Origin of the sequence: Eubacterium sulci ATCC 35585 (assembly GCA_001189495.1) — a bacterium.
GTDB classification, from domain to species: Bacteria; Bacillota; Clostridia; order Peptostreptococcales; family Anaerovoracaceae; genus Eubacterium_B; species Eubacterium_B sulci.
The window spans coordinates 378,710-401,280 of record CP012068.1; the positions used below are offsets into that span (position 1 = coordinate 378,710).

The 22,571-nt window shown below is 39.0% G+C and carries 18 protein-coding genes and 6 pseudogenes; 22 read left to right on the top strand and 2 right to left on the bottom strand.

Translation table 11 applies throughout. The features are described from left to right. Positions 1 to 85 precede the first annotated feature (85 nt). A complete protein-coding gene (locus ADJ67_01775) occupies positions 86 to 1,456 on the bottom strand; it encodes a glutamate dehydrogenase (GenBank protein AKT47628.1) in 1,371 nt (456 codons plus the stop codon). Positions 1,457 to 1,761: 305 nt separating this feature from the next. Between ADJ67_01775 and ADJ67_01780 the strand changes: the two genes are divergently transcribed. From ADJ67_01780 to ADJ67_01875, 20 genes and pseudogenes are all read left to right on the top strand, one after another. Then, positions 1,762 to 2,967, top strand: a complete 1,206-nt coding sequence (locus ADJ67_01780; protein AKT46549.1) for a hypothetical protein — start codon at positions 1,762 to 1,764, stop codon at positions 2,965 to 2,967. Between the two features lie 54 nt (positions 2,968 to 3,021). Then, positions 3,022 to 4,419 (top strand): magnesium transporter, encoded by a 1,398-nt coding sequence (locus tag ADJ67_01785; GenBank protein ID AKT46550.1) that lies wholly within the window; start codon positions 3,022 to 3,024, stop codon positions 4,417 to 4,419. A 75-nt stretch (positions 4,420 to 4,494) separates the two neighbouring features. Next, a pseudogene (locus ADJ67_01790) lies at positions 4,495 to 5,307 on the top strand (hypothetical protein). 57 nt (positions 5,308 to 5,364) lie between these two features. Further along, positions 5,365 to 6,183, top strand: a complete 819-nt coding sequence (locus tag ADJ67_01795; protein AKT46551.1) for a transketolase — start codon at positions 5,365 to 5,367, stop codon at positions 6,181 to 6,183. Then, a complete protein-coding gene (locus ADJ67_01800) occupies positions 6,183 to 7,115 on the top strand; it encodes a transketolase (GenBank protein ID AKT46552.1) in 933 nt (310 codons plus the stop codon). Before ADJ67_01795 ends, ADJ67_01800 begins: the two co-directional genes overlap by 1 nt. Before the next feature lie 72 nt (positions 7,116 to 7,187). Further along, positions 7,188 to 7,379 (top strand): annotated as a pseudogene (locus ADJ67_01805) (transposase). Between the two features lie 54 nt (positions 7,380 to 7,433). After that, complete coding sequence (locus tag ADJ67_01810; GenBank protein ID AKT46553.1) at positions 7,434 to 7,682, top strand: hypothetical protein; 249 nt, start codon at positions 7,434 to 7,436, stop codon at positions 7,680 to 7,682. A gap of 25 nt (positions 7,683 to 7,707) precedes the next feature. Continuing rightward, positions 7,708 to 7,941 (top strand): DNA-binding protein, encoded by a 234-nt coding sequence (locus ADJ67_01815; GenBank protein ID AKT46554.1) that lies wholly within the window; start codon positions 7,708 to 7,710, stop codon positions 7,939 to 7,941. A 197-nt stretch (positions 7,942 to 8,138) separates the two neighbouring features. Continuing rightward, positions 8,139 to 8,465, top strand: a complete 327-nt coding sequence (locus ADJ67_01820; GenBank protein AKT47629.1) for a hypothetical protein — start codon at positions 8,139 to 8,141, stop codon at positions 8,463 to 8,465. Between the two features lie 88 nt (positions 8,466 to 8,553). Continuing rightward, positions 8,554 to 10,539 (top strand): hypothetical protein, encoded by a 1,986-nt coding sequence (locus tag ADJ67_01825; protein AKT46555.1) that lies wholly within the window; start codon positions 8,554 to 8,556, stop codon positions 10,537 to 10,539. Between the two features lie 2 nt (positions 10,540 to 10,541). Beyond that, complete coding sequence (locus ADJ67_01830; protein AKT46556.1) at positions 10,542 to 11,165, top strand: hypothetical protein; 624 nt, start codon at positions 10,542 to 10,544, stop codon at positions 11,163 to 11,165. A 752-nt stretch (positions 11,166 to 11,917) separates the two neighbouring features. Beyond that, entirely contained in the window at positions 11,918 to 12,790 is an 873-nt protein-coding gene (locus ADJ67_01835; protein AKT46557.1) for a hypothetical protein, read from the top strand. 89 nt (positions 12,791 to 12,879) lie between these two features. After that, positions 12,880 to 13,593 carry a cell division protein FtsE gene (locus tag ADJ67_01840; protein ID AKT46558.1) on the top strand — a complete coding sequence of 238 codons (714 nt, stop codon included), beginning with the start codon at positions 12,880 to 12,882 and terminating at the stop codon, positions 13,591 to 13,593. Next, on the top strand, positions 13,574 to 14,467 hold the full coding sequence (locus ADJ67_01845; GenBank protein AKT46559.1) for a cell division protein: 894 nt from the start codon (positions 13,574 to 13,576) through the stop codon (positions 14,465 to 14,467). The genes ADJ67_01840 and ADJ67_01845 overlap by 20 nt, the downstream gene beginning before the upstream one ends. Positions 14,468 to 15,199: 732 nt before the next feature. Further along, positions 15,200 to 15,658, top strand: a pseudogene (locus tag ADJ67_01850) (hypothetical protein). Between the two features lie 5 nt (positions 15,659 to 15,663). After that, positions 15,664 to 17,067 (top strand): annotated as a pseudogene (locus ADJ67_01855) (hypothetical protein). A 497-nt stretch (positions 17,068 to 17,564) separates the two neighbouring features. Next, positions 17,565 to 18,473, top strand: a pseudogene (locus tag ADJ67_01860) (hypothetical protein). An 85-nt stretch (positions 18,474 to 18,558) separates the two neighbouring features. Further along, a complete protein-coding gene (locus tag ADJ67_01865) occupies positions 18,559 to 18,861 on the top strand; it encodes a TrpR-like protein YerC/YecD (protein ID AKT46560.1) in 303 nt (100 codons plus the stop codon). 82 nt (positions 18,862 to 18,943) lie between these two features. Continuing rightward, complete coding sequence (locus tag ADJ67_01870; protein ID AKT46561.1) at positions 18,944 to 19,525, top strand: hypothetical protein; 582 nt, start codon at positions 18,944 to 18,946, stop codon at positions 19,523 to 19,525. Further along, a pseudogene (locus ADJ67_01875) lies at positions 19,522 to 19,788 on the top strand (hypothetical protein). The gene ADJ67_01870 and the pseudogene ADJ67_01875 overlap by 4 nt, the downstream one beginning before the upstream one ends. 265 nt (positions 19,789 to 20,053) lie before the next feature. On the opposite strand, the gene ADJ67_01880 reads toward ADJ67_01875, so the two are convergent. Further along, positions 20,054 to 20,944, bottom strand: coding sequence for a hypothetical protein (locus ADJ67_01880; protein AKT46562.1), 891 nt, complete (start codon positions 20,942 to 20,944; stop codon positions 20,054 to 20,056). Between the two features lie 54 nt (positions 20,945 to 20,998). On the opposite strand from ADJ67_01880, the gene ADJ67_01885 reads away from it, so the two are divergent. Then, on the top strand, positions 20,999 to 21,232 hold the full coding sequence (locus ADJ67_01885) for a hypothetical protein (GenBank protein ID AKT46563.1): 234 nt from the start codon (positions 20,999 to 21,001) through the stop codon (positions 21,230 to 21,232). A gap of 124 nt (positions 21,233 to 21,356) precedes the next feature. Beyond that, positions 21,357 to 22,550, top strand: a complete 1,194-nt coding sequence (locus ADJ67_01890) for a cobalamin biosynthesis protein CobW (protein AKT46564.1) — start codon at positions 21,357 to 21,359, stop codon at positions 22,548 to 22,550. The last annotated feature ends 21 nt before the right edge of the window (positions 22,551 to 22,571 follow it).

Consider the following 22,571-nt stretch of genomic DNA (forward strand, 5'->3'; position numbering starts at 1 on the left):
ATTCGAGATATAGCAAAGCCCCTATGGTAACATAGGGGCTTTGTCATGTATAAGCTTATCGCTTAATATTCACTTTTAGTATCGTTTATACAATACCCTGAAGCATCATAGCTTCTGCAACTCTCTCGAATCCAGCGATGTTAGCACCAGCGATTAGGTTGAATCCTAGGTTGTATCTTGCGCAAGCATCAGCTGATAGTCTGAAGATATTAACCATGATTCCCTCTAGCTGTCTGTAAACATCTTCCTCAGAGAATACGATGTGCTGAGCGTTCTGGCTCATCTCTAGGCATGAGCATGCTACACCACCTGCGTTAGCAGCCTTTGATGGTCCAATAACTACGCCGTTTTCCTGTAGATATTCGATAGCTTCGTTAGTTGTAGGCATGTTTGCACCTTCGCATAGGTACTTACAACCATTAGCAACCATTGCCTTAGCATCTTCGATGCGGATTTCGTTCTGTGTTGCGCATGGGATATATAGATCAGCCTTAACTTCCCAAGGCTTCTTTCCAGCAAAGAACTTAGCATTTGGATACTTCTCAGCATAAGGTGAGCAGATGTTCTTTCCTGAATTTCTTAGCTCAAGAAGGAAATCTTCCTTTTCGCCTGATACTCCATCCTCATCAAGGATGTATCCATCTGGTCCTGAGATTGTGATAACTTTAGCGCCAAGCTGGTTTAGCTTCTGAACTGTTCCCCATGATACGTTACCGAATCCGGAAACTGCTACTGTCTTACCCTTTAGCTCTTCGCCACAGTGTTTCAGCATCTCTCTAGCAAAGAATACGATTCCGTATCCTGTAGCTTCTGTTCTTCCAGCAAGACCACCGTTTGTTGTTCCCTTACCAGTCCAAGTTCCGTCGTAACGGTTTGTGATTCTCTTGTACTGACCCATCATGAATCCGATTTCTCTTCCACCTACACCAAGGTCTCCAGCTGGAACGTCTGTGTCAGGTCCGATGTGTCTGTAAAGCTCTGTGATGAATGACTGACAGAATCTCATGATTTCAGCGTCTGACTTTCCGTTAGGATCAAAGTCTGAACCACCCTTACCACCACCGATTGGAAGGCCTGTAAGGCTGTTCTTGAAAATCTGCTCAAATCCTAGGAATTTAAGGATTCCAGGATATACGCTTGGTGCAAATCTCAAACCACCCTTGTAAGGTCCAAGAGCGCTGTTGAACTCAACTCTGTATCCTCTGTTTACCTGTACTTTGCCGCTGTCGTCTACCCATGGAACTCTGAAGCTTACAGTTCTTTCTGGCTCAATAAGTCTCTCAAGCAGTCCAGCCTCGACATATTCAGGATGTGCTTCTAGAACAGGCTCGATAGAAGTAAGAACTTCTTCTATTGTCTGATGGAATTCAGGTTCGCCTGGATTCTTAGCGATAGCTATGTCGATGTACTTCTGAACTAAATTTGCCATTTCGATCTCCTCTTTTCTTAAATACATACTGTGCTTTAGTTTTTTTATGCAATGCTGTGTATACACAAGCATCTAACCTAAATATACCACTTTGATATTTTTTCGTCAATATGAAATGGGACAAAAGGGGAACTAATTTAATTTAATTTTTCTGATAGTTCGCCAGCACAAATTTGATGCAAAATCCTTGTGTTATAGGGATATATTTTTATAATCAAAGCTATAGATTTTGATATTAAATTTATTGGACACCTAAGCCATCTTGCAGTTTGACACAGAGCCTTTAGGTGGCTTATAATGTTATGGAATATGATTATAAATAGGCGGTAGAAATGTATATTTTCAGAGATAATGTAGATGCTAATACGCATGACAATTTCATATCGCAGTCAGAGCTAGGAAATCTTCTTCAGTCAAGCAGATGGAGTCAGATTAAGAGTAACTGGGGCCATGCTAGAGTTGGAGTTTTTGATGGAGATGATCAGATTGCAGCTTGTCTTGTTTTGATTAAGCATTTACCTCTTGGCTTTACGATGATGTACATTCCTAGAGGACCTATACTTGACTATAGCAATGATGAACTAGTTGAGTTTTTTTTCAAAGAACTAAAGCAGTGGTCCAAGAAGCATAGATGTCTTTTTGTTAAAGTAGATCCGCCTGTGTTACGAGGTCGCTATCAGCAGCTAGGTGTTCCTGTGATATTCGATGCAGGCTCTGAGGCGTTAGAGCATCTAGAGGCGGCAGGACTTAAACATATTGGCTTTACAGTAGGTATGTCAGCAACGATACAGCCTAGATTTAACATGGTTTGCTGCAAGGATGAATTCGGCGAAGACTATCTGAGCAAAAAGGGAAAAAAGAATTATAAAACTGCAGTAAAAAATAAGTTTTTACAGACAGTATATGTTGATAAATCGGGACTTGATGATTTTGAGAGGGTAATGAACTGCACGGCTGATCGTCAGGGCGTTTCTCTAAGAGATAGAGAGTACTATGAGCTATTGCTAGATACATATGGGGAAGGTGCTTTTTTGACACTTACTTATATGGATATTAAAGGTGAGTACGAGGAGGCTGCTTTGCTCCATGACAAATGCCTTGCTGATCTTGAGGCATGTCCAGAGACTGCACCAAAGAAGAGGTTTAAGCTCGAGGAAAATCTCGCTTCATACACTCGTAGAGTTAACGAAGGAGAGGCTAATTTAGCAAAGTATGGGGACAAGCAGTGTATAGCAGGTGCTCTCAGCATAATATTTGGTGAGACGGCAGAACTTTTATATGCTGGTGCAGACAATGACTTTAGAAGACTTATGGCTCCGTATAAGACTTGGTTTTCGGCTATGGAGACAAGCTTCGAAAGAGGATGCAATTATGTAAACCTTGGCGGCATATCGGGTTACAAAGATGATGGGTTACAGGAATTTAAGAGCTCATTCAATCCATATATTCATGAGTACTTAGGTGAATTTGATCTGCCTGTTTCTAAGCTGCTGTATAAACCGAGCAGATGGATGTTTGATAAGCGCAAGGGCGTTTAGTATGGAATTTAAGAGTACAGATGTTATTACTTTTGATAGAGAGAGGAGGGTGCAATGGAAAACCTAACAATAGCGGATAGAGATTTAGCTATGGAGGAAAGTCTCGAGAAAATTATCGAGCTAGTATTGGAGAAAAAATACTTCTTAGCACGTGATGAGCTCCTCAAATATAACGCTGTTGATATTGCTGAGCTTCTAGAAGAAGTCATGGAGGATGTTGGTATTCAGGCTGCCGTTATTCTTTTTAGGCTCTTGCCAAAGGATGTTTCTGTAGATGTTTTCTCTGAGCTTCCATCAGATGATCAGGTTGAGATTGTAAGCAGTATTACCGATAGAGAAATTCACTACATCGTTCATGAGATGGACTTCGACGATAAAATCGATATTCTCGAGGAACTTCCAGCTAACATTGTTGACAAGATACTCGAAAAGACGCCTAAGAGCGAGAGAAGGCTAATCAATACCTTCCTTAACTATCCAGATAACTGTGCCGGAAGTCTGATGACTCCTGACTATATAAGTTTGCAAAAGGACTGGACTGTTAGAGAGGCGCTTGACCACATTAAGAGAGAGGGCATAGATGCCGAGACCATCTATACTTGTTATGTAAAGGATAGAGGGCGTAAGCTCATAGGTATAGTTTCGCTTTCGACATTGGTTGTTTCAGATGACAATACCAAGATAAACGATATAATGCATACGGAATTCGTATATGAGAATGTATACGATGACCAGGAAGATGTTGCGGCAGATTTTAAGAAATATGGTTTCATGGCTATTCCAGTAGTAGACAATGAGTTTAGACTTGTCGGAATCATAACCTTTGACGACATTCTCGATGTCATCGAAGAAGAAGCTACTGAGGATATCGAGCGTATGAACGGTGTCATCGACTTTGATAAATCCGACAGAACCTATCTTGATATGTCACCTTGGCAGCATGTGATTAACAGACTGCCTTGGCTTTTGATTTTGATGGTGGCATATGTGTTCACGGGTAAGATCATAAGTAACTTCGAGGGACAGCTTTCGGATTATACTAATTTGATAACATATATGCCTATGCTTATGGGTACAGGAGGAAATACAGGTTCGCAGGCTGCGACTTTGATTATTCGTGGACTTGCGACCGATGAGGTTGAGCCACAGGATTTCCTAAAGATACTTTGGAAGGAAATAAGAGTAGGAATTATTCTCGGTACGATTTTGAGCATTATCAACTTCGCAAGAATTTATTTCCTAGAGGGAGTGCCTTTCTCACAGACAATTACTGTATGTACTTCAATGATTGGTATAGTTATGTTTGCTAAGATTTTGGGAAGTATGATTCCACTTATCGTTAAGAAGCTGAATCTTGACCCTGCACTTATCGCAAATCCAGCAATTTCATCTGTATCGGATGCCGTTGCTCTATCAATTTACTTCTTGATGGCAGGAATCTTCGTATTTTAATTGTTTATAAGGACGTGTCCTATGAGTTTTGAGGATAAAGACACTAATGCGATAATGCTTGATTCAAAATACTGCAAGTGCTTGCTTCCGGTGAGAGAAGAGGACTTTTCGAAGTCTGACTGCGGGAATGTGCTGATTATTGCGGGCTTTTCTGGTATGGTTGGGGCAGCATATATGGCCAGCTTTTCGGCTCTGAGAAGCGGCGTAGGTCTAGTCAGAGTATTGACGACTGATTTAGGAACTATACCTATGCAGTGTCTTTTGCCAGAGGCTATATGCGTGAGCGAGGATGAAGCTTTTAGTCATCTTGCTTCTTTTGACGCTGTTGCAATAGGACCAGGAATGGGTGTCAGCGATAAGACCGCAAGTCTGATCAGGCGAGTATGTGAGGAATTTTCGGGACCTATAGTAATTGATGCAGATGGGCTAAACACCTTGGCTGATGAAAGATTTGACTTGACTGATGTAATTAAAGATGCAAAGAATGTCTGCTTGACACCTCATAAGGGTGAAGCGGCTAGACTTTTAGAGTGTGAGCCAAGCGAGATAAGAGTAGAAAATCGCATGGAATTTTGCAAGACTATATCGATGAAGTATAATGCAATCTGCCTATTAAAGGGTAAGAATACATGTGTGGCTAGCCCTGATGGAAGACTTGCGATAAACACGAGCGGAAATCCAGGTATGGCTACTGCTGGCTCAGGTGATGTGCTTACAGGAATGATTACTGCTTTTGCAGGACAGGGGCTTAAGCTCTTTGACGCGACATGTCTCGGAGCGTTTTTGCACGGAAAGGCTGGCGATGAAGCTGCTTTTGAACTTGGTCAAATAAGCATGATGGCTAGAGATATAATTGAACACATACCAAAGGCCATTGAGTCATTGTAAAGTATTAAAATAAATAGGTTTACAAAACTATTGTTTTGTCATATATGGAGGGAAAGAATGGAAAACATCAACTATGGGGAAATTGCAGCTAGGATTAGGGTTGACGTAATCAAGGCTGTGTACAATGCGGGATCAGGACATCCCGGAGGAAGTCTATCGGCAGCAGATATTCTTACAGCTCTATATTTCAGAGAGATGAATATAGATCCAAAGAATCCTAAGCTAAAGGGAAGAGATAGATTTGTTCTATCAAAGGGGCACGCTGCTCCAGTACAGTATGCAGCTTTAGCAGAAAGAGGATATTTCCCTGTTGAAGATATAATGACTTTGAGAAAGCTCGGAAGCGAATTCCAGGGTCATCCTAATATGCATAAGGTACCAGGCGTTGAGATGTCAACAGGTTCACTAGGACAGGGCTTTTCTGTATGCGTGGGTATGGCTCTAGCATCAAAGCTGGATGATGACGGTAGCAGAGTGTTCACTCTCCTTGGAGATGGAGAGCTTCAGGAGGGTCTAGTTTGGGAAGCTGCTATGGCTGCAGGTCACTACAAGCTAAACAATCTAGTCGCTTTTGTTGACTGGAATGGGCTTCAGATAGACGGTGAAAATGACAAGGTAATGACGGTAAAGCCAATTGATGAGAAGTTCAAAGCTTTTGGCTGGCATGTTCAGGTCATTGACGGACATAATTTTGATGAAATATTTGCTGCTTTGGATGAGACTAAGAAGGTTTCTGATAAGCCATCGGTAATCATAGCTCACACTCATAAGGGGCAGGGTGTTTCATTTATGAAGGACAATGCCGGATGGCATGGCAAGGCACCTAACGAGGAGCAGGCAAAGCAAGCAGTTGAAGAACTTGGAGGTCAGTGGTAATGGGAAATAAACAGGCGACAAGAGAGGCATACGGAAAGGTTCTGGTTGAGCTAGGAAAAGAAAATCCAAACCTTATTGTCATGGACGCAGACCTTTCAGGATCAACTAAGACAGGAGAATTTGCTAAGGTTTATCCTGAAAGATTCTTTAATATGGGAATAGCAGAGCAGAATCTATACGCCTCAGCAGCGGGAATAGCGCTTTCAGGAAAGGTTGTTTGCGCATCTACTTTTGCGATGTTTGCAGCAGGAAGAGCTTTTGAGATTATCAGAAATTCAATCGGATATACATCAGCTAATGTTAAGATTTGTGCAACTCATGCAGGTATAACTGTAGGTGAGGATGGAGCGAGTCACCAGACCTTTGAGGATCTTGCTTTGATGAGAACTATTCCAGGGATGACAGTTATCAATCCATGCGACGGTGTAAGCGCTGAGAAGCTGATAAGACAGGCAGTTGCCTTTGATGGACCTGCATATATTAGACTTGGAAGAGCATCGGTTCCTGTTTTCTATAGCGAAAACGACGAGATTGAGCTTGGAAAAGCTAAGGTTCTTAAAGAGGGTAAGGATGTTACAATCTTTGCGACTGGCATCATGGTTTCAGAGGCTATGGATGCAGCGAAGAGCCTTGCGGATGATGGAGTAGATGCCGAGGTAATCGATATCCACACAATCAAGCCGCTTGATGAAAAGGCAATTATCGAAAGTGCTAAGAAGACTGGTCTAGTTGTAACAGCTGAGGAGCATTCAGTTATAGGCGGTCTCGGCGGTGCTGTGGCAGAACTTCTTTCGAGAGAGCTTCCAACAAAGATGGCTATGGTTGGCCAGCAGGATACTTTCGGTGAGTCAGGAAAGCCAGACGAACTAAAAGAAAAATATGGAATGACGGCGAAACATATCGTAGAAGCTGTTAAGAAAATCTGCAAATAAGTAAAGTTCAAATTTCCCCTTACATCTGATATGTACCCTCTTTACTGGACACCTAGTAAGGAGGGTATTTTTATGCGTTACAGTCATGAGTATAAGTTAGAGTGTATTGAGCTATATAGACAAGGAATATGGACTGAAACACCAGAAGGAATAAAAACAACAAATTTTCGTAAAATGATTCGATACTGGGTTTGTATCGAAGAACAAAATGGACCAGACGCTTTAAAACATTCAGGTAATAACAAAGTGTGGACACCTGAAGAGATGGGAAAGAGTACACCTATGAACAAGCCCAAAATATGATGGATGTGACTGCTGGTGATTAAAACAGTAATTAACTTTTCAGATGATAGAACAGTGGCTTATGGTAAACTTCAAAACGGAAGAACCTTTATTATTGATTCGAAGGTTTGGGATAAAATAAAGACAGTTAAAATTCATCTTACTAGAAGGAGCTCTATAGGTAAACAATATTATATCTATAGGAAAGATACATCAAAAAACAATAATAGACGGAAAATTGCGATTTATATTATTGACATTCACAAAAGATATGGTAAACTATAATTAACCAAATGAAGAAGGCTAAATAATGAAGAATAGAATTGAAGAATATAGAAAACCATTAGGGTTATCACAACATAGATTAGGTAAAAAAATTGGGATATCAAGAATAAGTATAAACCAAATAGAAACAGGAAAAACAATGCCAAGTATGAAAACTGCAAATGATATTGCAAATGCTTTAGGTGTTTGCGTATATAAGATTTTCGATTTGGACGGAGAAGAAACATATAAGTGTTATAGTCGCAATTGTTGTCAATAATATGTAGGATTACATTGAGTAATAGGAGGTGAAAGTTATGAAATATAATAATCCTCAGAGGTATAAGAATGGAGATTGATTTCCTTTTGAAAGGGAATATAGCAAAATTTTTTAGAAAGTGAGGAAGTAATATGTTAAAAAAGAAAATTTTAGGAGTAGGACTTGCCACTTTGTTATCAGTGAGTGCGTTATTGCCAATGAATGTATTTGCCGCAGAAAATGATATGCAAACTCTAAAAGTAACATTAGAGGGAATTGAAAGTTCAATGATGAAGCCAACTTGGGTATCACCAGGAATGAATTTTCAATATCCTAGTCAAGGTGGAACGTGGGTATATGGTTCTTGGGATGCTAAGTATCGTTCATACTATACGGTTAAGAAATGCCATGGCAGTACTGTTATAAGTGGCGATAGAAAATCGCGCAGTATTGATACTGCGTCTGGAAAAACTTCTATTGCTGAACTTTGGGGAATTAACAATCCGGGTGCTGATCCTCATTACTATTACAGAGTATGCAACTAATAAAATAGCATATTTTATAAATTTAAAAGCGGGAGAGGACTAAACTCTCCTGCTTTTTAAAAATTAAAATAAAGGATGGGGATGAAACGTGTCAAAACTAATAAGATTATCAGGTGTTATAGTGGTTGTGCTTTGCGTTCTTTTTTCGATTGGTTATATCAATTACAATCAGTTTAATAATCCACTTGGTACAAATGCAATGTTCCATATATCACTTGGAGATAGCGAATACAGTAAAGAAAAAATAATTTCCGACTTAAATAACATTGCGAATAAAAATGATTCCTTATTTTTTTTACAATCATCGACCGCCGATGATATAAACGAACAAAGAAACATTTATGTTTTTGGTGATAAAAAAATAGAATCAAAGCTAATGGCAGTTAAAGGAGATAAAATTTATTGGCTCTTTAATCAATTGGAGGGCAAGTTAATACCATCAGATAATATAAAAGAAACACCTTTATCTGGTAATTACTATGTCAATGACAATAAAGCGGTAGAAAATGATTTGATTGAATGGTCTAATAAGAGTGGTGTAAATGTTAATTACTATGAGTCTAAAACAGCTCTAAGCTTTTGGATGTTACAATTATCTGGAAATGGAGCGATGGTTGGACTTATAACAAGTATACTATTAGCAATATCTTTAGTTTTATCTTGGGTTATATATAGAAGTAGAACTCGCTGTATACAATTATTAAATGGCAAGAGCGTATTAAGCATTCATTTGGAATTGTTGCAAAGAGTGGGCAGATATATCTTTAGTGGTGTCTTCTTTGGTGCATTTCTTTCTCTCATCTATATGTATTTTACAATGAATTTCAAGAATATTGTACTAGTTTCAAAGGTATCACTTGTCATACTGATAACAATCCTAGCTTTAATTCTAATTGGAACATTAGCATTGTCAGTCATATTTAAACCAACGAGAGATTTAATAAGCAAAAGAGAGTTTTCGGCAAGAAAATACTATCGTTCAAATATAATGGTGTGCTTTGTAGCAATCTTATTGGCAGTTTTAACACTTACTCCATCAATAAAACTAATGGGAAATTCATATAGAAACTATAATCAGGCGAAGTTGTTACAAGCATTTAATGGTGCGGTTTCAGTTTCTTTTAATGCAAGTGACTTAGTAGAATCAAAAGAAGGGTTAAAAGAATTTGAAAAGGTGTTAAGAAATCAACCAATAAATTCTTTAATTCTTAATTTGGATTTGGGTTCTGTAATAGAATTATCTTCAAGCGATTTAGGTGGATATGAGAAAATTTTGATAGTAAATGATAACTTCATGGACAAAATGGACTTAAAAGATGGTTCGTTAAAAAAAACAACCCTGAAGCAATTGCCGGAAAGCTGTAGTGAATTCTTGAGAAATCAGTTAGATGTTATTTTTAATGAAGATTCAAATATAGAACAAAGTATGAGTCTCTATACTTATAAGGGTAATGAATTAATGGCTCTAGAACAAAATGCTTTTATGGGGGGCGAAATATCATATCCTAGTTCTGCTATTGTAATAAAAATAGATAATCCAGTTGAAGTATTAAATGTTTCAGGTTTCTTATTCCCTGTCACGTCAACAGGTAATTTGTTTTTTATGGATTCAAATGCAATAAAAAATGAATTGGAATCCTCTTCAATATATGGTGGTATTTTATCAATTGATTCTGTAACGAACAGTGCTATGACTGCCGGTCAAAATTTAGCCTTGACAGGTTTGCAATATCTCTTATCAAGTATCATAGTACTATTTATGATAATGTTCGCCACAAGACAAAATGTCAATGTTTGGGCTAAAGCAAATAAAAAAAGAAATTACATATTGGCTATTAATGGTAATTCCTTTGATAAATTGTATGGGAAAGTCCTTAAAAAAAATATGATGATGTCTTGTATTATAGTTATACTTGGAGCAGTCTTAACATTAGTAATAAGTAAATATAGCGATATTAAAAATGCTACATTTGCTGTATTTATAACAGAAGTAATCTATGCTACAAGCATGTACTTATTTTTTAGAAAAGGAGTAAGAAAAGAGTTTGAAAAGGCTGCGTTAAGGGAGGAATAGGCATGAATGTACTAAGGTGTTCTTCTATAGGATATAAAATCGGTGATAGGACTATATTTGATGGTATTAACTATGAATTTGAGCCTTATAAAGTTACTGCTATAACAGGTGTTAGTGGTTCAGGGAAAAGCTCATTGCTGAATATTTTGGGTTTGATAACGGATCCGACATCGGGAAAGCTATATTGGGATCAAGAAGTAACTAATAATTGGACAGAAAATAAAAGAGCTAACTTTTGGAAAAATCAAGCGTCATTTATATTTCAAGACTATGGAGTTATAGGAGAAGAAAGTGTTGGCTATAATGTATCGCTAAAAAGTAATGTTTCTAAGGAAGAGAAAAATACAATCGAAAAGATATTGTCACATGTGGGGCTTGCAAATAGATTTAAAGATAATGCAGAAGTACTGTCGGGCGGAGAAAAACAAAGACTTGGTGTTGCACGTGCAATCTATAAAAAGTCAGATATTATTTATGCAGATGAGCCAACAGCCTCGTTAGATATTGAAAATAGAACAATTGTCGTAAATCTTTTGAAGGAAAGGGCAAGTAAGGGCGTAATGGTTATAGTTGCTACGCATGATGAAGAGTTGTTAAAAGAGTGTGATGATATATTTAGATTATAATATCATTATCCATATCCTTCGAACTAAAATTTAATAAAAATGTAGAAAGAAGATTATTTAGATAGTATAAATTATCGGGTTGGTCAGAAAAATCCATCTCTAAACTATCGGGTTGGTGACTATGAATAAAAAAGGACAATTTTCGTATGAAATTCATGTGAAAATGTCCTTTTTTTATTGCTATTCTTTGTTGTATGGACCTCTTTTTCGTCCAATCCTTTTGTTTGTTTTAAGGTTGTCCGATATTGCAAAGTATATTTTTGGATTTAAAGCGAAGAGCGTTCTACATCTAAACCGTTTAAAGCTGCCAAGCCCTCTGGATACAGTTATTTATGTTCGGAGATTTCCGTTGATATTCTCAGAATAAGCATTGGAAAGTTTTCTGTTTTCATATGGTCTTCTGAAAGAATTAAGTATCTCAGTTTTCCATTTTACTAATATGGATGCAAATTCATCATATTTCTGTAGAAACAAAGAAATATTCCAGATCGGAATCTCGGATATTGAGAAAAGTTGTGATAAACTCAGTATGAGGAATCATGTTGTCCCCCCTTCGTAATTAGAGTATTGTGGTTAAATACATTATATGAGAAGGGTTATTTTTTACCAACCCGATATTTTAGAGTCCGTCAACCTCAAAGAAAGGGGATTTTTTATTGCTGTGTCAAAGTAAATTCCCCATATAAATAGGCTTGATTTCCCCATACTTTGGGCTTAGTCTACTGATACTAGGCTTTGAAAAGGGGATTAACATGGCAATCAGACTGGGCGGAAAGCGGATTCGCGAGGATGCTGGCGCAAATAAATATAGTAAAGTTGATTTTGAGAAACGATTTGGAATTAAACTTGGTAGTAATATTGGAGTGACTGGCACAGGAAGGCAAGTTGGAGCAAGTCTTTTCGCTGTTATGCTGACTGGGTTTTTGGCTAGCCTAGGTTTTGATATATGTTATACAGAGGTCGGAGTACCGAGAGAAAAAACTGCTCTTTTGTATGACAGCTTTGCAATGGACCAAAGATTTTCTGCAAAGGGATTTGTCGATTTTTATGAATTGATTTCTAAGAGCGAAAGAGTGATTGGAATATCGAATGTGGAAAGTTTAGCTTTTGGTGAAAATATACAGAAAAGAGATGTGCTCGCAGGCAAGGGGAACAAGCTGGGCTCTGGATCCATTGACTGGAGGCTTATATCTCCGACAAATATACAAGAAGGGATGACGCTTGATGAAAAAGGTTTTGTAAGGCTTCAGAGCATTGCTCGAGGGGATTACAATATTTTTGATATTGATTCCTCGTCTGATTTTGATTTTATGCTTAAGGATATGGATGCACTGTTTGTTGTGGCTTCACCATTACCATCGAGGATGATAAGAGAGGCTGAGAGAATAAAGGAATTCAAACTTTTGGCAGATCATATGAAGATAGTTTGGGTTATAAATCACATGAATAGCGGAGTATCCAAAAGAGAAATTAAGAGAGTGTTTAGAAACGACAATATGTTGTTTATAGATGAGCTAGGAGTGCAAAATTTGTATGCCTGCGAATACAAATGCACATATCCATGGGCAGATGAGGAGTGTCGCAAGCAGTTTTGGGGAATTTTCACAAAAGTTTCACTTAGATAAAGCGATAGAATGCTCTGTAACGGTTTTCAAAATGGCTATTTTGTAGTATACTATTTGGGTAAATTATTTTTTGATACAGAGGTTTTATCATGATAACATTCGATAATGTTACCAAAATATATAACGACAATGTTGGCTTGGAAAATGCTAGCATCCAGATTAATGATGGAGAGTTTGTATTTTTGGTAGGACCAAGTGGCGCGGGTAAGTCGACATTTATCAAGCTTATCCTTAAGGAAGTCAACGCAGACTCCGGAAGCATTGTTGTAGACGGACAAGAGGTCACTAAGCTAAGCAACAGAGAAATTCCTATGCTTAGACGTAAGATAGGCATAGTTTTCCAGGACTTTAGACTTCTTCCAAAGAAGACTGTATTTGAGAACGTTGCTTTTGCCCTTGAGACTGTTCACAAGAGTTCAAGGCGTGTTAAGAACCGTGTCCCTGTAGCGCTTGATATGGTTGGTATTGGAGATAAGGCAAGCAAGTATCCTGATGAGCTTTCAGCAGGTGAGCAGCAGCGTGTTGCTATTGCAAGAGCGATCATTAACAATCCTGACCTTTTGATCTGTGACGAGCCTACAGGTAATCTTGATCCAGACACAGCTAATGGAATAATGGATCTTTTAGCTGAGATTAATGAGACAGGTACTACAATCGTAATGGTTACACATGCTAAAGATATAGTTGATCGTATGCGTAAGCGTGTAGTTGCAATTGACTCTGGTCATATTGTAAGAGACGAATACGGAGATTATGGATATAGTGATAGTGAGGAGGTTCAGAATGCTGAGGATAGGCTATAATATCAGACAGGCACTCCAGCAGATATGGCGTAACAAGGGTATGTCAACTGCTTCAGTATTTGCGATAACAGCCATGCTTCTCATACTAGGACTGTTCTTCGTAATTACAGTAAATATAAATCTCTTTACGGAGATGCTAAAGAATAACTACAACGAGGTTGAGGTCTTCCTAAATGATGATGTCAAGAAGTCAGATGCTGAAGACATCATGAAAAAAATCAATGCAGAGCCAGGAGTTAAGTCTTCAGCATATCGCAGCAAGACTGAGGCGATGAAGATAATGAAGGCTCGTTGGGGAGAAAATAGCTATTTGCTCGACAGCTTAGGCGATAATCCTTTGCCAAGCTCCATCGTTGTAACTGTTGACTCTATGTCAACAGCAGACAATGTTATCAAGATGGTTAAGGGAGCAGATGGCGTTGAGGACGTCAAGTACTATCAGGAGACAGTTAAGAAACTTACCAAGATAACAAACTTCCTCAAGCTAGCTGCAATGATAATAATGGTGTTTTTAATCATAGTTTCTATAGTTGTCGTATCAAATACGATAAAGCTCACAGTATTTGCAAGGGCGAAGGAAATAGAGATTATGAAGTATATAGGAGCGACCAACTGGTTTATACGAGGTCCGTTCCTGATAGAGGGAATATTGATAGGTGTTATTTCATCAGCAGTTTCTGCTGTGGCAACATTCTTCATCTATCGAGAAATCATATCGCTCGTAGGTAAGCAGTTTATGACTATTATGAGTTCCCCGCTTGTTCCGGCAGGATATCTATCAGTCAATCTGATTTTGATATTCCTAGCAATCGGAGTAAGCATAGGTGCGTGTGGAAGCATAGTTTCAATGCGTAAATTCCTTGATACGAAGTAGAGGATTTGGAGGTTATTGATGAGAAAAAATAGAGTTATAGCATTATCATTATCGCTGATGATGGCTTTGAGTCTTAGCCTTGCATATACGGGAAGCATATATGCGACAGACAAGAAGTCTGAGCTAAATAGCGTAAAGGAAAAGCAGAAGGCTGCAGAGGCAGAAAAAGGCGAAATAGTAAACGAACTAGAACAATATAATACTAAGATTGTAAGCCTTAACACCGAAATCACAAATGCACAGAGTGAGATAGACAAGAAGCAGGCAGAAATTGATGAGCTAAACGGCAAAATCGATGAGATGCAGGCTAAGATTGACGATAGAAAAAGCGGAATGTCTAAGAGACTTCGCACTATGTACAAGAATGGCTCTGTTGGATTTATCGATATAATCCTAGATTCAAGGAACTTCTCTGAACTTCTATCCAATCTATCTATGCTTCAGAAAATCTATAAGAGCGATAGAAGCACCCTAAATAGTCTGGAGAAGATAAGCAAAGAGCTAAACCATACAAAGAAGGAACTCAGTGCTGCTCAGCAGGCAATGGCAAGTTCACAGAGTGAACTTAAGGATAAGAAGGGCGAGCTTGACAAGGTGTCTGCACAGCTTGAGGCTAAGGCAGCTAAGATAGACGAGAATCTAGCAATATTTAATCAGCAAGCTGAATCTCTTTCATCACAGATTGCAGCAGAGCTAGCAGCACAGCAACAGCAGGCAGCGGTTAATAACGGTGGTGGTTCAGCTGGTGGAAGTTCCAGTGGTGGAAGTTCCGGTGGTGGAGCAAGCTATGTAGGAACTGGTGGAATGATAAGCCCAGTATCAAACTATGTTGTAACATCAGAGTTCGGTAACAGAGTTGGTCTTGAGCAATATGGTACATTCCATGGAGCTATCGACCTTGCATGCCCAATGAATACTCCAGTAGTTGCATCAGACTCAGGTAGAGTAATGAACCTAACAGGTTGGTATCAGCAGGGATATGGATGGGGAGTGTTCATTGACCACGGAAATGGAATAGTAACTGCATACGGACATAACAGCGCACTTGTTGTTTCTCCAGGTCAGTATGTGCAGAAGGGACAGATTATCGCTTACTCAGGAATGACAGGTTGGGCAACAGGTCCACACGTACATTTCGAAGTTAGAGTAAACGGAACACTTGTAAATCCTCGTAATTATGTTGCCTTCTAGAAAGTGAAGTAATGAATTTAAACAGCGCAATAGAGACAATATTAAATAAAAGAGGAATCTCCGCGGCAGATGATGTCGCGGAGTTCTTATCTGATAAGCCAAGCCTTACATATGATCCTTTTTTGCTTAAGGATATGTATGAAGGTGTTGATCTTATTATGATGTCCGTTGAGACTGGACAGAAAATCTGTATCTATGGAGACTATGATGCGGATGGAGTGACATCGGTTTCTCTTATGATGGATGTTCTAAGAAGAATGGGTGCAGATGTCAGTTATTATATTCCTTCGCGTTTTGATGAGGGTTACGGACTAAATTCAGATGCTATTGACAAGATTAAGGCAGCAGGAGCTGACCTAATTGTAACTGTAGACTGTGGTTCAACTTCTGTGGATGAGGTAATGCATGCTCAGGAAATAGGGCTTGAGATTCTTGTAACAGACCACCATACGATTAGAGATGAAGTGCCAGACTGCTTAATTATCAACCCTAGCCAAGCTGATTGTAACTACCCATTTAAGGCGCTAGCTGGAGTTGGAGTTGCATTTAAGCTTGCTCAAGCCTTGTGTGAGACGGCAAATCTTCCTAAGGAGGTTTTGACAAGAAACCTTGATCTTGTCGCAATAGGTACAGTCGGAGATGTAGTACCACTTATCGATGAGAATAGAACTCTTGTAAAGTTTGGACTTAGAGCGCTAAACCTAAGCAAGAGAGTGGGTCTTAAGGCTTTATTATCAGAAATTGGACTAAAGCAGGGCGAGATAAGCTCACAAAACATTTCATTTGTGATTGCTCCTCATATAAATGCTGCTGGAAGAATGGGAAGTGCATCTCTAGCGTCAAGGCTCATACTCTGCGATGATGAGCAGAGAGCAAAGGAACTTGCAGGGCAGATAAAAGAAGCTAACAGTACTAGAAGAAGTGTCCAGGAAAAGCTTTTTAAGAGCTGCTTGACCGATATATCAAAGGAAGATGTAGATAAAGGATATCTTCTAGTAGAGCTAGATGATGCGCACGAAGGCGTTACAGGAATTGTAGCAGGAAAGCTTAAGGAAAAATATAATGTCCCAAGTCTTATCGTTACAAAGATAGGCGAGGGATGTAGTAAGGGAACAGGACGAAGCGTAGATGGAATAAGCCTGTTTGAACTATTAAATCGAAAACCTGAGCTATTTGTTAAGTTTGGTGGACACGCGGCAGCCTGTGGATTCACAATTTTAGACGAAAACATTCCGCTTTTAAGACAGTCCTTAGAAGAGGGTTTGATAGAGCAAAAGAGCAGAGCTAAGGCAGAAGAAAACAGTATGTCAGATTATGACGTTCAATTACAGAGCGCTAATCTAAATGCAGATTTCTTCTCTCAGCAGAGTATGCTTGAGCCATTTGGCAGATGCAATGAAGTACCGCTAATAAGAATTGATACGAATATTGATTTCGTTTCAAGGATGCAGAGGAGACCTGAGTTTCTGCAGTTTACAGCAAACTTTGATGGAAAGCAAATTAGAGGTGTAGATTTTGCAAATGCTGATGCAAATGAAGTGCTTTTAGAAGAAGCAGTGAAGACAAAGCAAAGGATAGCTTTGATTGGAAATCTGGATTTATCAAGCTGGAACGGAAAACAATATATGAATTTTGTTTTGAAGTCAGCAAAGATGGAGAACTAATGAAAAAACAAAGATTTGGGATAGTAATATTCACCGTATTTATCACATCGGCAATTTTAGTGGCAGGATTTTTCTCCTACCTAAAGATCAGTGACACAGCTATGGTAAATAGGAGTGAACTAGATGAGCAAAACAAGCTTCTAGAAAAATATAGTAAGCTTATAAGTGTAGAGGAATTTATATCGTCAGACTTTCTTTTTAAGTATGATAAGGATAAGCAGGAGCAAGCCATATACAATGCGATGTTTGATTCCCTTGGAGATAAATACTCAAGATATCTAAACAAAGAAGAACTTGCACTACTTAAGAGAAATCTAAATAATAGCTTTACAGGAATAGGTATAAGCTTTGAGATTACAAAGGAAGGAATCGTTGTCAAGGATGTCATGAAAGACGCTCCAGCAGAAGCTGCCGGAATCAAGACGGGCGATATAATTCTAGAGATTAACGGAAAGACATATACCACTACAAACTCTGTAAGGAAGGCAATAACTGGTAAAGTTGGAGATCCTGTTGTGCTTAAGATAAAGCGCGGAACAGAGAAAAAGGACATCAAGGTTATCAGAGGTGAGATTGAAGAATCTACTGTTGAGCAATCTTCAATTTCGGATAAGATAGGCTATGTAAAGATACACTCATTTGGAAGCAATACTGCTAAGCATTTTAATGAGGCTATAAATTCCTTTGAATCTAGTGGTAAGGAGAGTGTGATTATAGATTTGCGCTCAAATCCAGGTGGATATTTTGATGAGGGAACAGAGGTAGCGGATAGAATTCTTCCTAAGTGCAAGATTACCTATACAAAGGATAAGAAGGGTAATGTCAAAAACTTTAACTCCGATGAGAAGCATACAAAACTCAAGGTAGTACTTTTGATAGATGAGAATTCTGCCAGTGCATCAGAAATTGTTGCGTCAGCCCTCATAGATAATAATGCTGCGATTTCTGTGGGTCAGAAAACTTTCGGTAAGGGTATCGTTCAGGAAACACGCTTGTTTAAGGATGAAACAGCAGTAAGTCTTACTGTAAAGGAATACTTCTCACCTAAGGGTACAAAAATACATGGTGTGGGAGTTACTCCTCAGTATCTTGTGACGAATAGCGATGGCAAGGATTTACAACTAGAGAAGGCTATAGAACTTGCAGGCTAATTGACTTTAGCACGGTAAAATGATATAATTCTAACGCAATATTTCGATGTTTTATGCTTTACTATTAAGGCGAAAGGAAGAGACCATGGCTTACGAATCAAAGTACAGAAGAGAAGATATTGACGAACTATTCGATGGGATTTTGACATTGCGCGATAGAGAGGATTGCTATAGATTCTTTGAGGATATATGTACTATCAACGAGATACACTCAATCGCTCAGAGATTGCAGGTAGCTAAGCTCCTTTCGGAGAAGAAAACATACAACGAAATAGAGAAGGTGACTAAGGCTTCGACAGCGACTATAAGCAGAATTAACAAGTGCATTGTTTATGGTGCGGACGGATATCGCAGGGTTTTGGATCGCCTTAACAATGAGAAAAAATAGTTTAGGGTGCATTAGCACCCTATTGTTTTAATAGCTAAAAATCCCCATAGTTTGTCTTGGGATAAGTATAATGGAGGTTATTTTGCCAGAGATATATTTAAGAGAAGGAACAGTTTTGCATGGAGAGAAAAGTCATGGCTTAATAAGAACTGCACTAGCAAGCTATCTAAAAAATCAAGAATGCGAATCACTGAATATAGGCGAAATAGACGATATTGTAAATGGTGTTAAGATAGAAGTTTACAAAGAAGGAAAGCCATATTTTGCAAATTTAGATGTAGAGTTTTCAGTATCAAATACAGGCCCTATGTGGATGTGCCTATTTGATAGAAAGCCGTGCGGAATCGATATACAGGAGGTAAAATCCTGCAAGCACGAATCTATAGCTGGCAGGCATTTCAGCAAGGCAGAATTTGAGTATGTGAAGCTCTGGGGAGAAGAAGGCTTTTTTGATATTTGGACAGCCAAGGAAGCTTTTGGAAAATATACAGGGAAGGGACTTTTTGCATCAAATGAATCTGTGGTTGGTGAAAACCACGAGCTAAAACAGAGCCTTGTGTATGAAGGAAAGAAGGTCTATATAAAGAGAATAGATATTCTTCCTGAAATAAAGTGCACATATTGTCTTGAGACTAATGAAGATGCCAAGGTGGTGCTTCTATGAAGTCAATAAGTGAACTTGCAGCAGCAAGGGTGCTTCGCTCAAGATGTAGCGCCTCAGTTTTAAGAAAATATCTTAAGGACAAGGACTTCTCTAGTGAGGAAATAGAGCCGGTAATTGAAAGTTTTATAGAATACGGATATCTAGATGATCTTCAGTACTGCAGGGACTTTATCGCTCATGGAGAGGGAAAAGGCTGGGGAGAGCTTAGAATCAAGAGAGAACTCCGAAAGCGAGAGCTCAGCACTGATGATATATCGATTGCTTTTGATGAGAAGGCTGAGAATGCAGAAGCTGAAGATGTAAATAGCGAAGCAGCTAGAGCGCTTACGGTAGCTCTAAAAGTTGTAAGGCAAAGCGGAATGGATATAGAAGGCAGGCTACCAGAAAAGCTTAGAAATAGAATAATCCGCAGGTTATCAACCTACGGATATGGTTCTTCAATAGTATTTTCTACACTCAGCAAACTCGATGAGCTAGCTAGAGATGAGATTTTATTCGATTATGAAGTCTAGCCTATTTATTGCTATTTTATGTCTTACTCCTTGCGAGGATGAAGACTGTTACAAATATACATGCAAATCCTACTGCTTCTATTCCAGTGAATGGAACATTTAGTAAAATTACCATAAACACTGTGGCTGATACTGGCTCTATGCTAGCTAGCATGCTGGCTACGACAGGACCGCATCTGTCTATTCCCATTAGATATAGAGTATATGATACTATAGTTCCAAGTAGTATAATTAGAACAAGAAGCGCGATGAACTTAGGATCTGTATTAAATGGCTGTAAGAATGCTTTGCTATAGGTGCTTGTTACAGCTCCTCCGATGAGCATAGCGCATCCAGTTACCGGAATCGCACCGTACTTCTCTATCAGCTTGATAGGGATGAAGGTGTAGAATACGATAGCAAATGCAGAAAATAGTCCCCACATTAGACCAAGAGGTGTTATGTAGATGCGGTGAATATCGCCGTGAGTTGCAAGTATAAATGTGCCTATCATGGCAAGCATGATGGCGCTGACTTCCTTCTTTGTTGGGAGTCTTTTGATAAGTATGCATTCGGTAATCATGCAGAAGACAGGCCCTATATACTGGAGTATGGTTGCGGTTCCTGAGTTTGAATTATTGATTGCCTCAAGATAAGAAACTTGATTGAACAAAATGCCAAACAGTGCAAATAGAACTAGCTGAAGTACAGAACGCTTATCTTTAAGCATAGAAATCAGGTTTTCTCTATTTGTTAGTAGGGCTGCAATGGTGAGTATTAGACCAGAAAAAACCATGCGCATTGAAGATAGATAAACAGGAGTTATCCCGAAGTTCTTAAACAGAATTTCGGCACAGTTGCCCGAAAAGCCCCATGCTATTCCTGCGAAAATTGTCATGACCATGCCTTGTTTGAATCTATCCTTCATATAGTCCTCCAATCAAAATATTCGTAACTTCTATAGTGATATAAAAGGAGAAAAATGTCAAATAAGAATTTTGCGAGAGAATTTTTTAGAATCTACGATAGAAAGGTGAGCTGCGGAGAAATCGTCTTCAAAAACCTCGGCATGCCGCACAATGATTTTACCATGCTATGTACTACGGAAGGTCATGTGCCACCAGCTGAAGTAATTGAAACTCTTTGCGTAACAATGAAATTAAGCGAGGACGAAAAGGCAATCTTTAGAAGCTTTATCGTAGAAGAAGATGAATAGTGAAGTACAATAATATTGCAAAGAATATCTATGATTTTCATTTTGTTTACACATCAAAGTGGTATATATAGATATGTAGAATTTAAATTAAATAGAACTTAATATATATTGAAGGGAGTGTAATATGACAAAGGTAGACATATTTTCAGGATTTTTAGGAGCAGGAAAGACAACTTTGATTAAAAAGCTTATTTCCGAAGCATATAAGGACGAAAAGCTTGTGCTTATTGAGAACGAGTTTGGTGATATAGGAGTAGACGGTGAGTTCCTAAAGGACTCAGGAATTCAGGTTAATGAAATGAACTCTGGATGCATTTGCTGTAGTCTTGTTGGAGATTTTGGCAAGGCTCTTGCTGAGGTAGTTCAGAAATACAATCCTGACAGAATCCTGATTGAGCCATCTGGTGTTGGTAAGCTTAGCGATGTTATCATGGCAGTAGAAAATCTGCATAATGAAGAGCTTGTACTAAATGGATTTACAACGGTTGTTGATGCTAAGAAGTGCAAGATGTATATGAAGAACTTTGGTGAATTCTTCAATAATCAGATTGAGAACGCAAGTGCTATTATTTTAAGCCATACAGCTGGTCTTGCCCAGGACAAGCTAGATGCCTGCGTTGCCCTTCTACGTGAGCATAACGAAACTGCGGAAATTGTTACAACAGACTGGGATGAGCTAGATGGCAAGCTAATACTTCAGACCATGGAAAAGAGAGCTGGAATCGATGCGGAACTTGAGCATCTAAAAGCGGAAATGCATGAGCATCATCACCATCATGAGCATGAAGAGCATGAGCACCATCACGACCACGAACATGGCGAAGGCTGCTGCTGTGGACATGATCACGGACATGAAGAGCACGAGCACCATCACCATCATGAGCATGAAGGGCATGAGCACCATCACGACCATGAACATGGTGAAGGCTGCTGCTGTGGACATGACCATGAGCATGAAGAGCACGAGCACCACCATCACGACCACGAGCATGGCGAAAGCTGTGGATGTGGACATCACCACGAGCACGGACATCACCATGCAGACGAAGTATTCCAGAGCATAGGAATGGAGACAAGTCATAAGTTTAGTGAGGCTGAGATTAATGACTTCCTAGGTAAGCTCGGAAACTTTACAGAGTTTGGAACAATACTAAGAGCTAAGGGTGTTGTTGAAAATGCAGAAGGTGGATGGATTCACTTTGACTATGTTCCAGGAGAGCCCGATGTTAGAACAGGAAGCGCCGCAACTACAGGAATGATATGCGTAATCGGTGTTGATATCGAGGAAGCTAATATCAGGGAAGCACTAGCTTTATAGGATAAAAGTAAAAGAGGACAA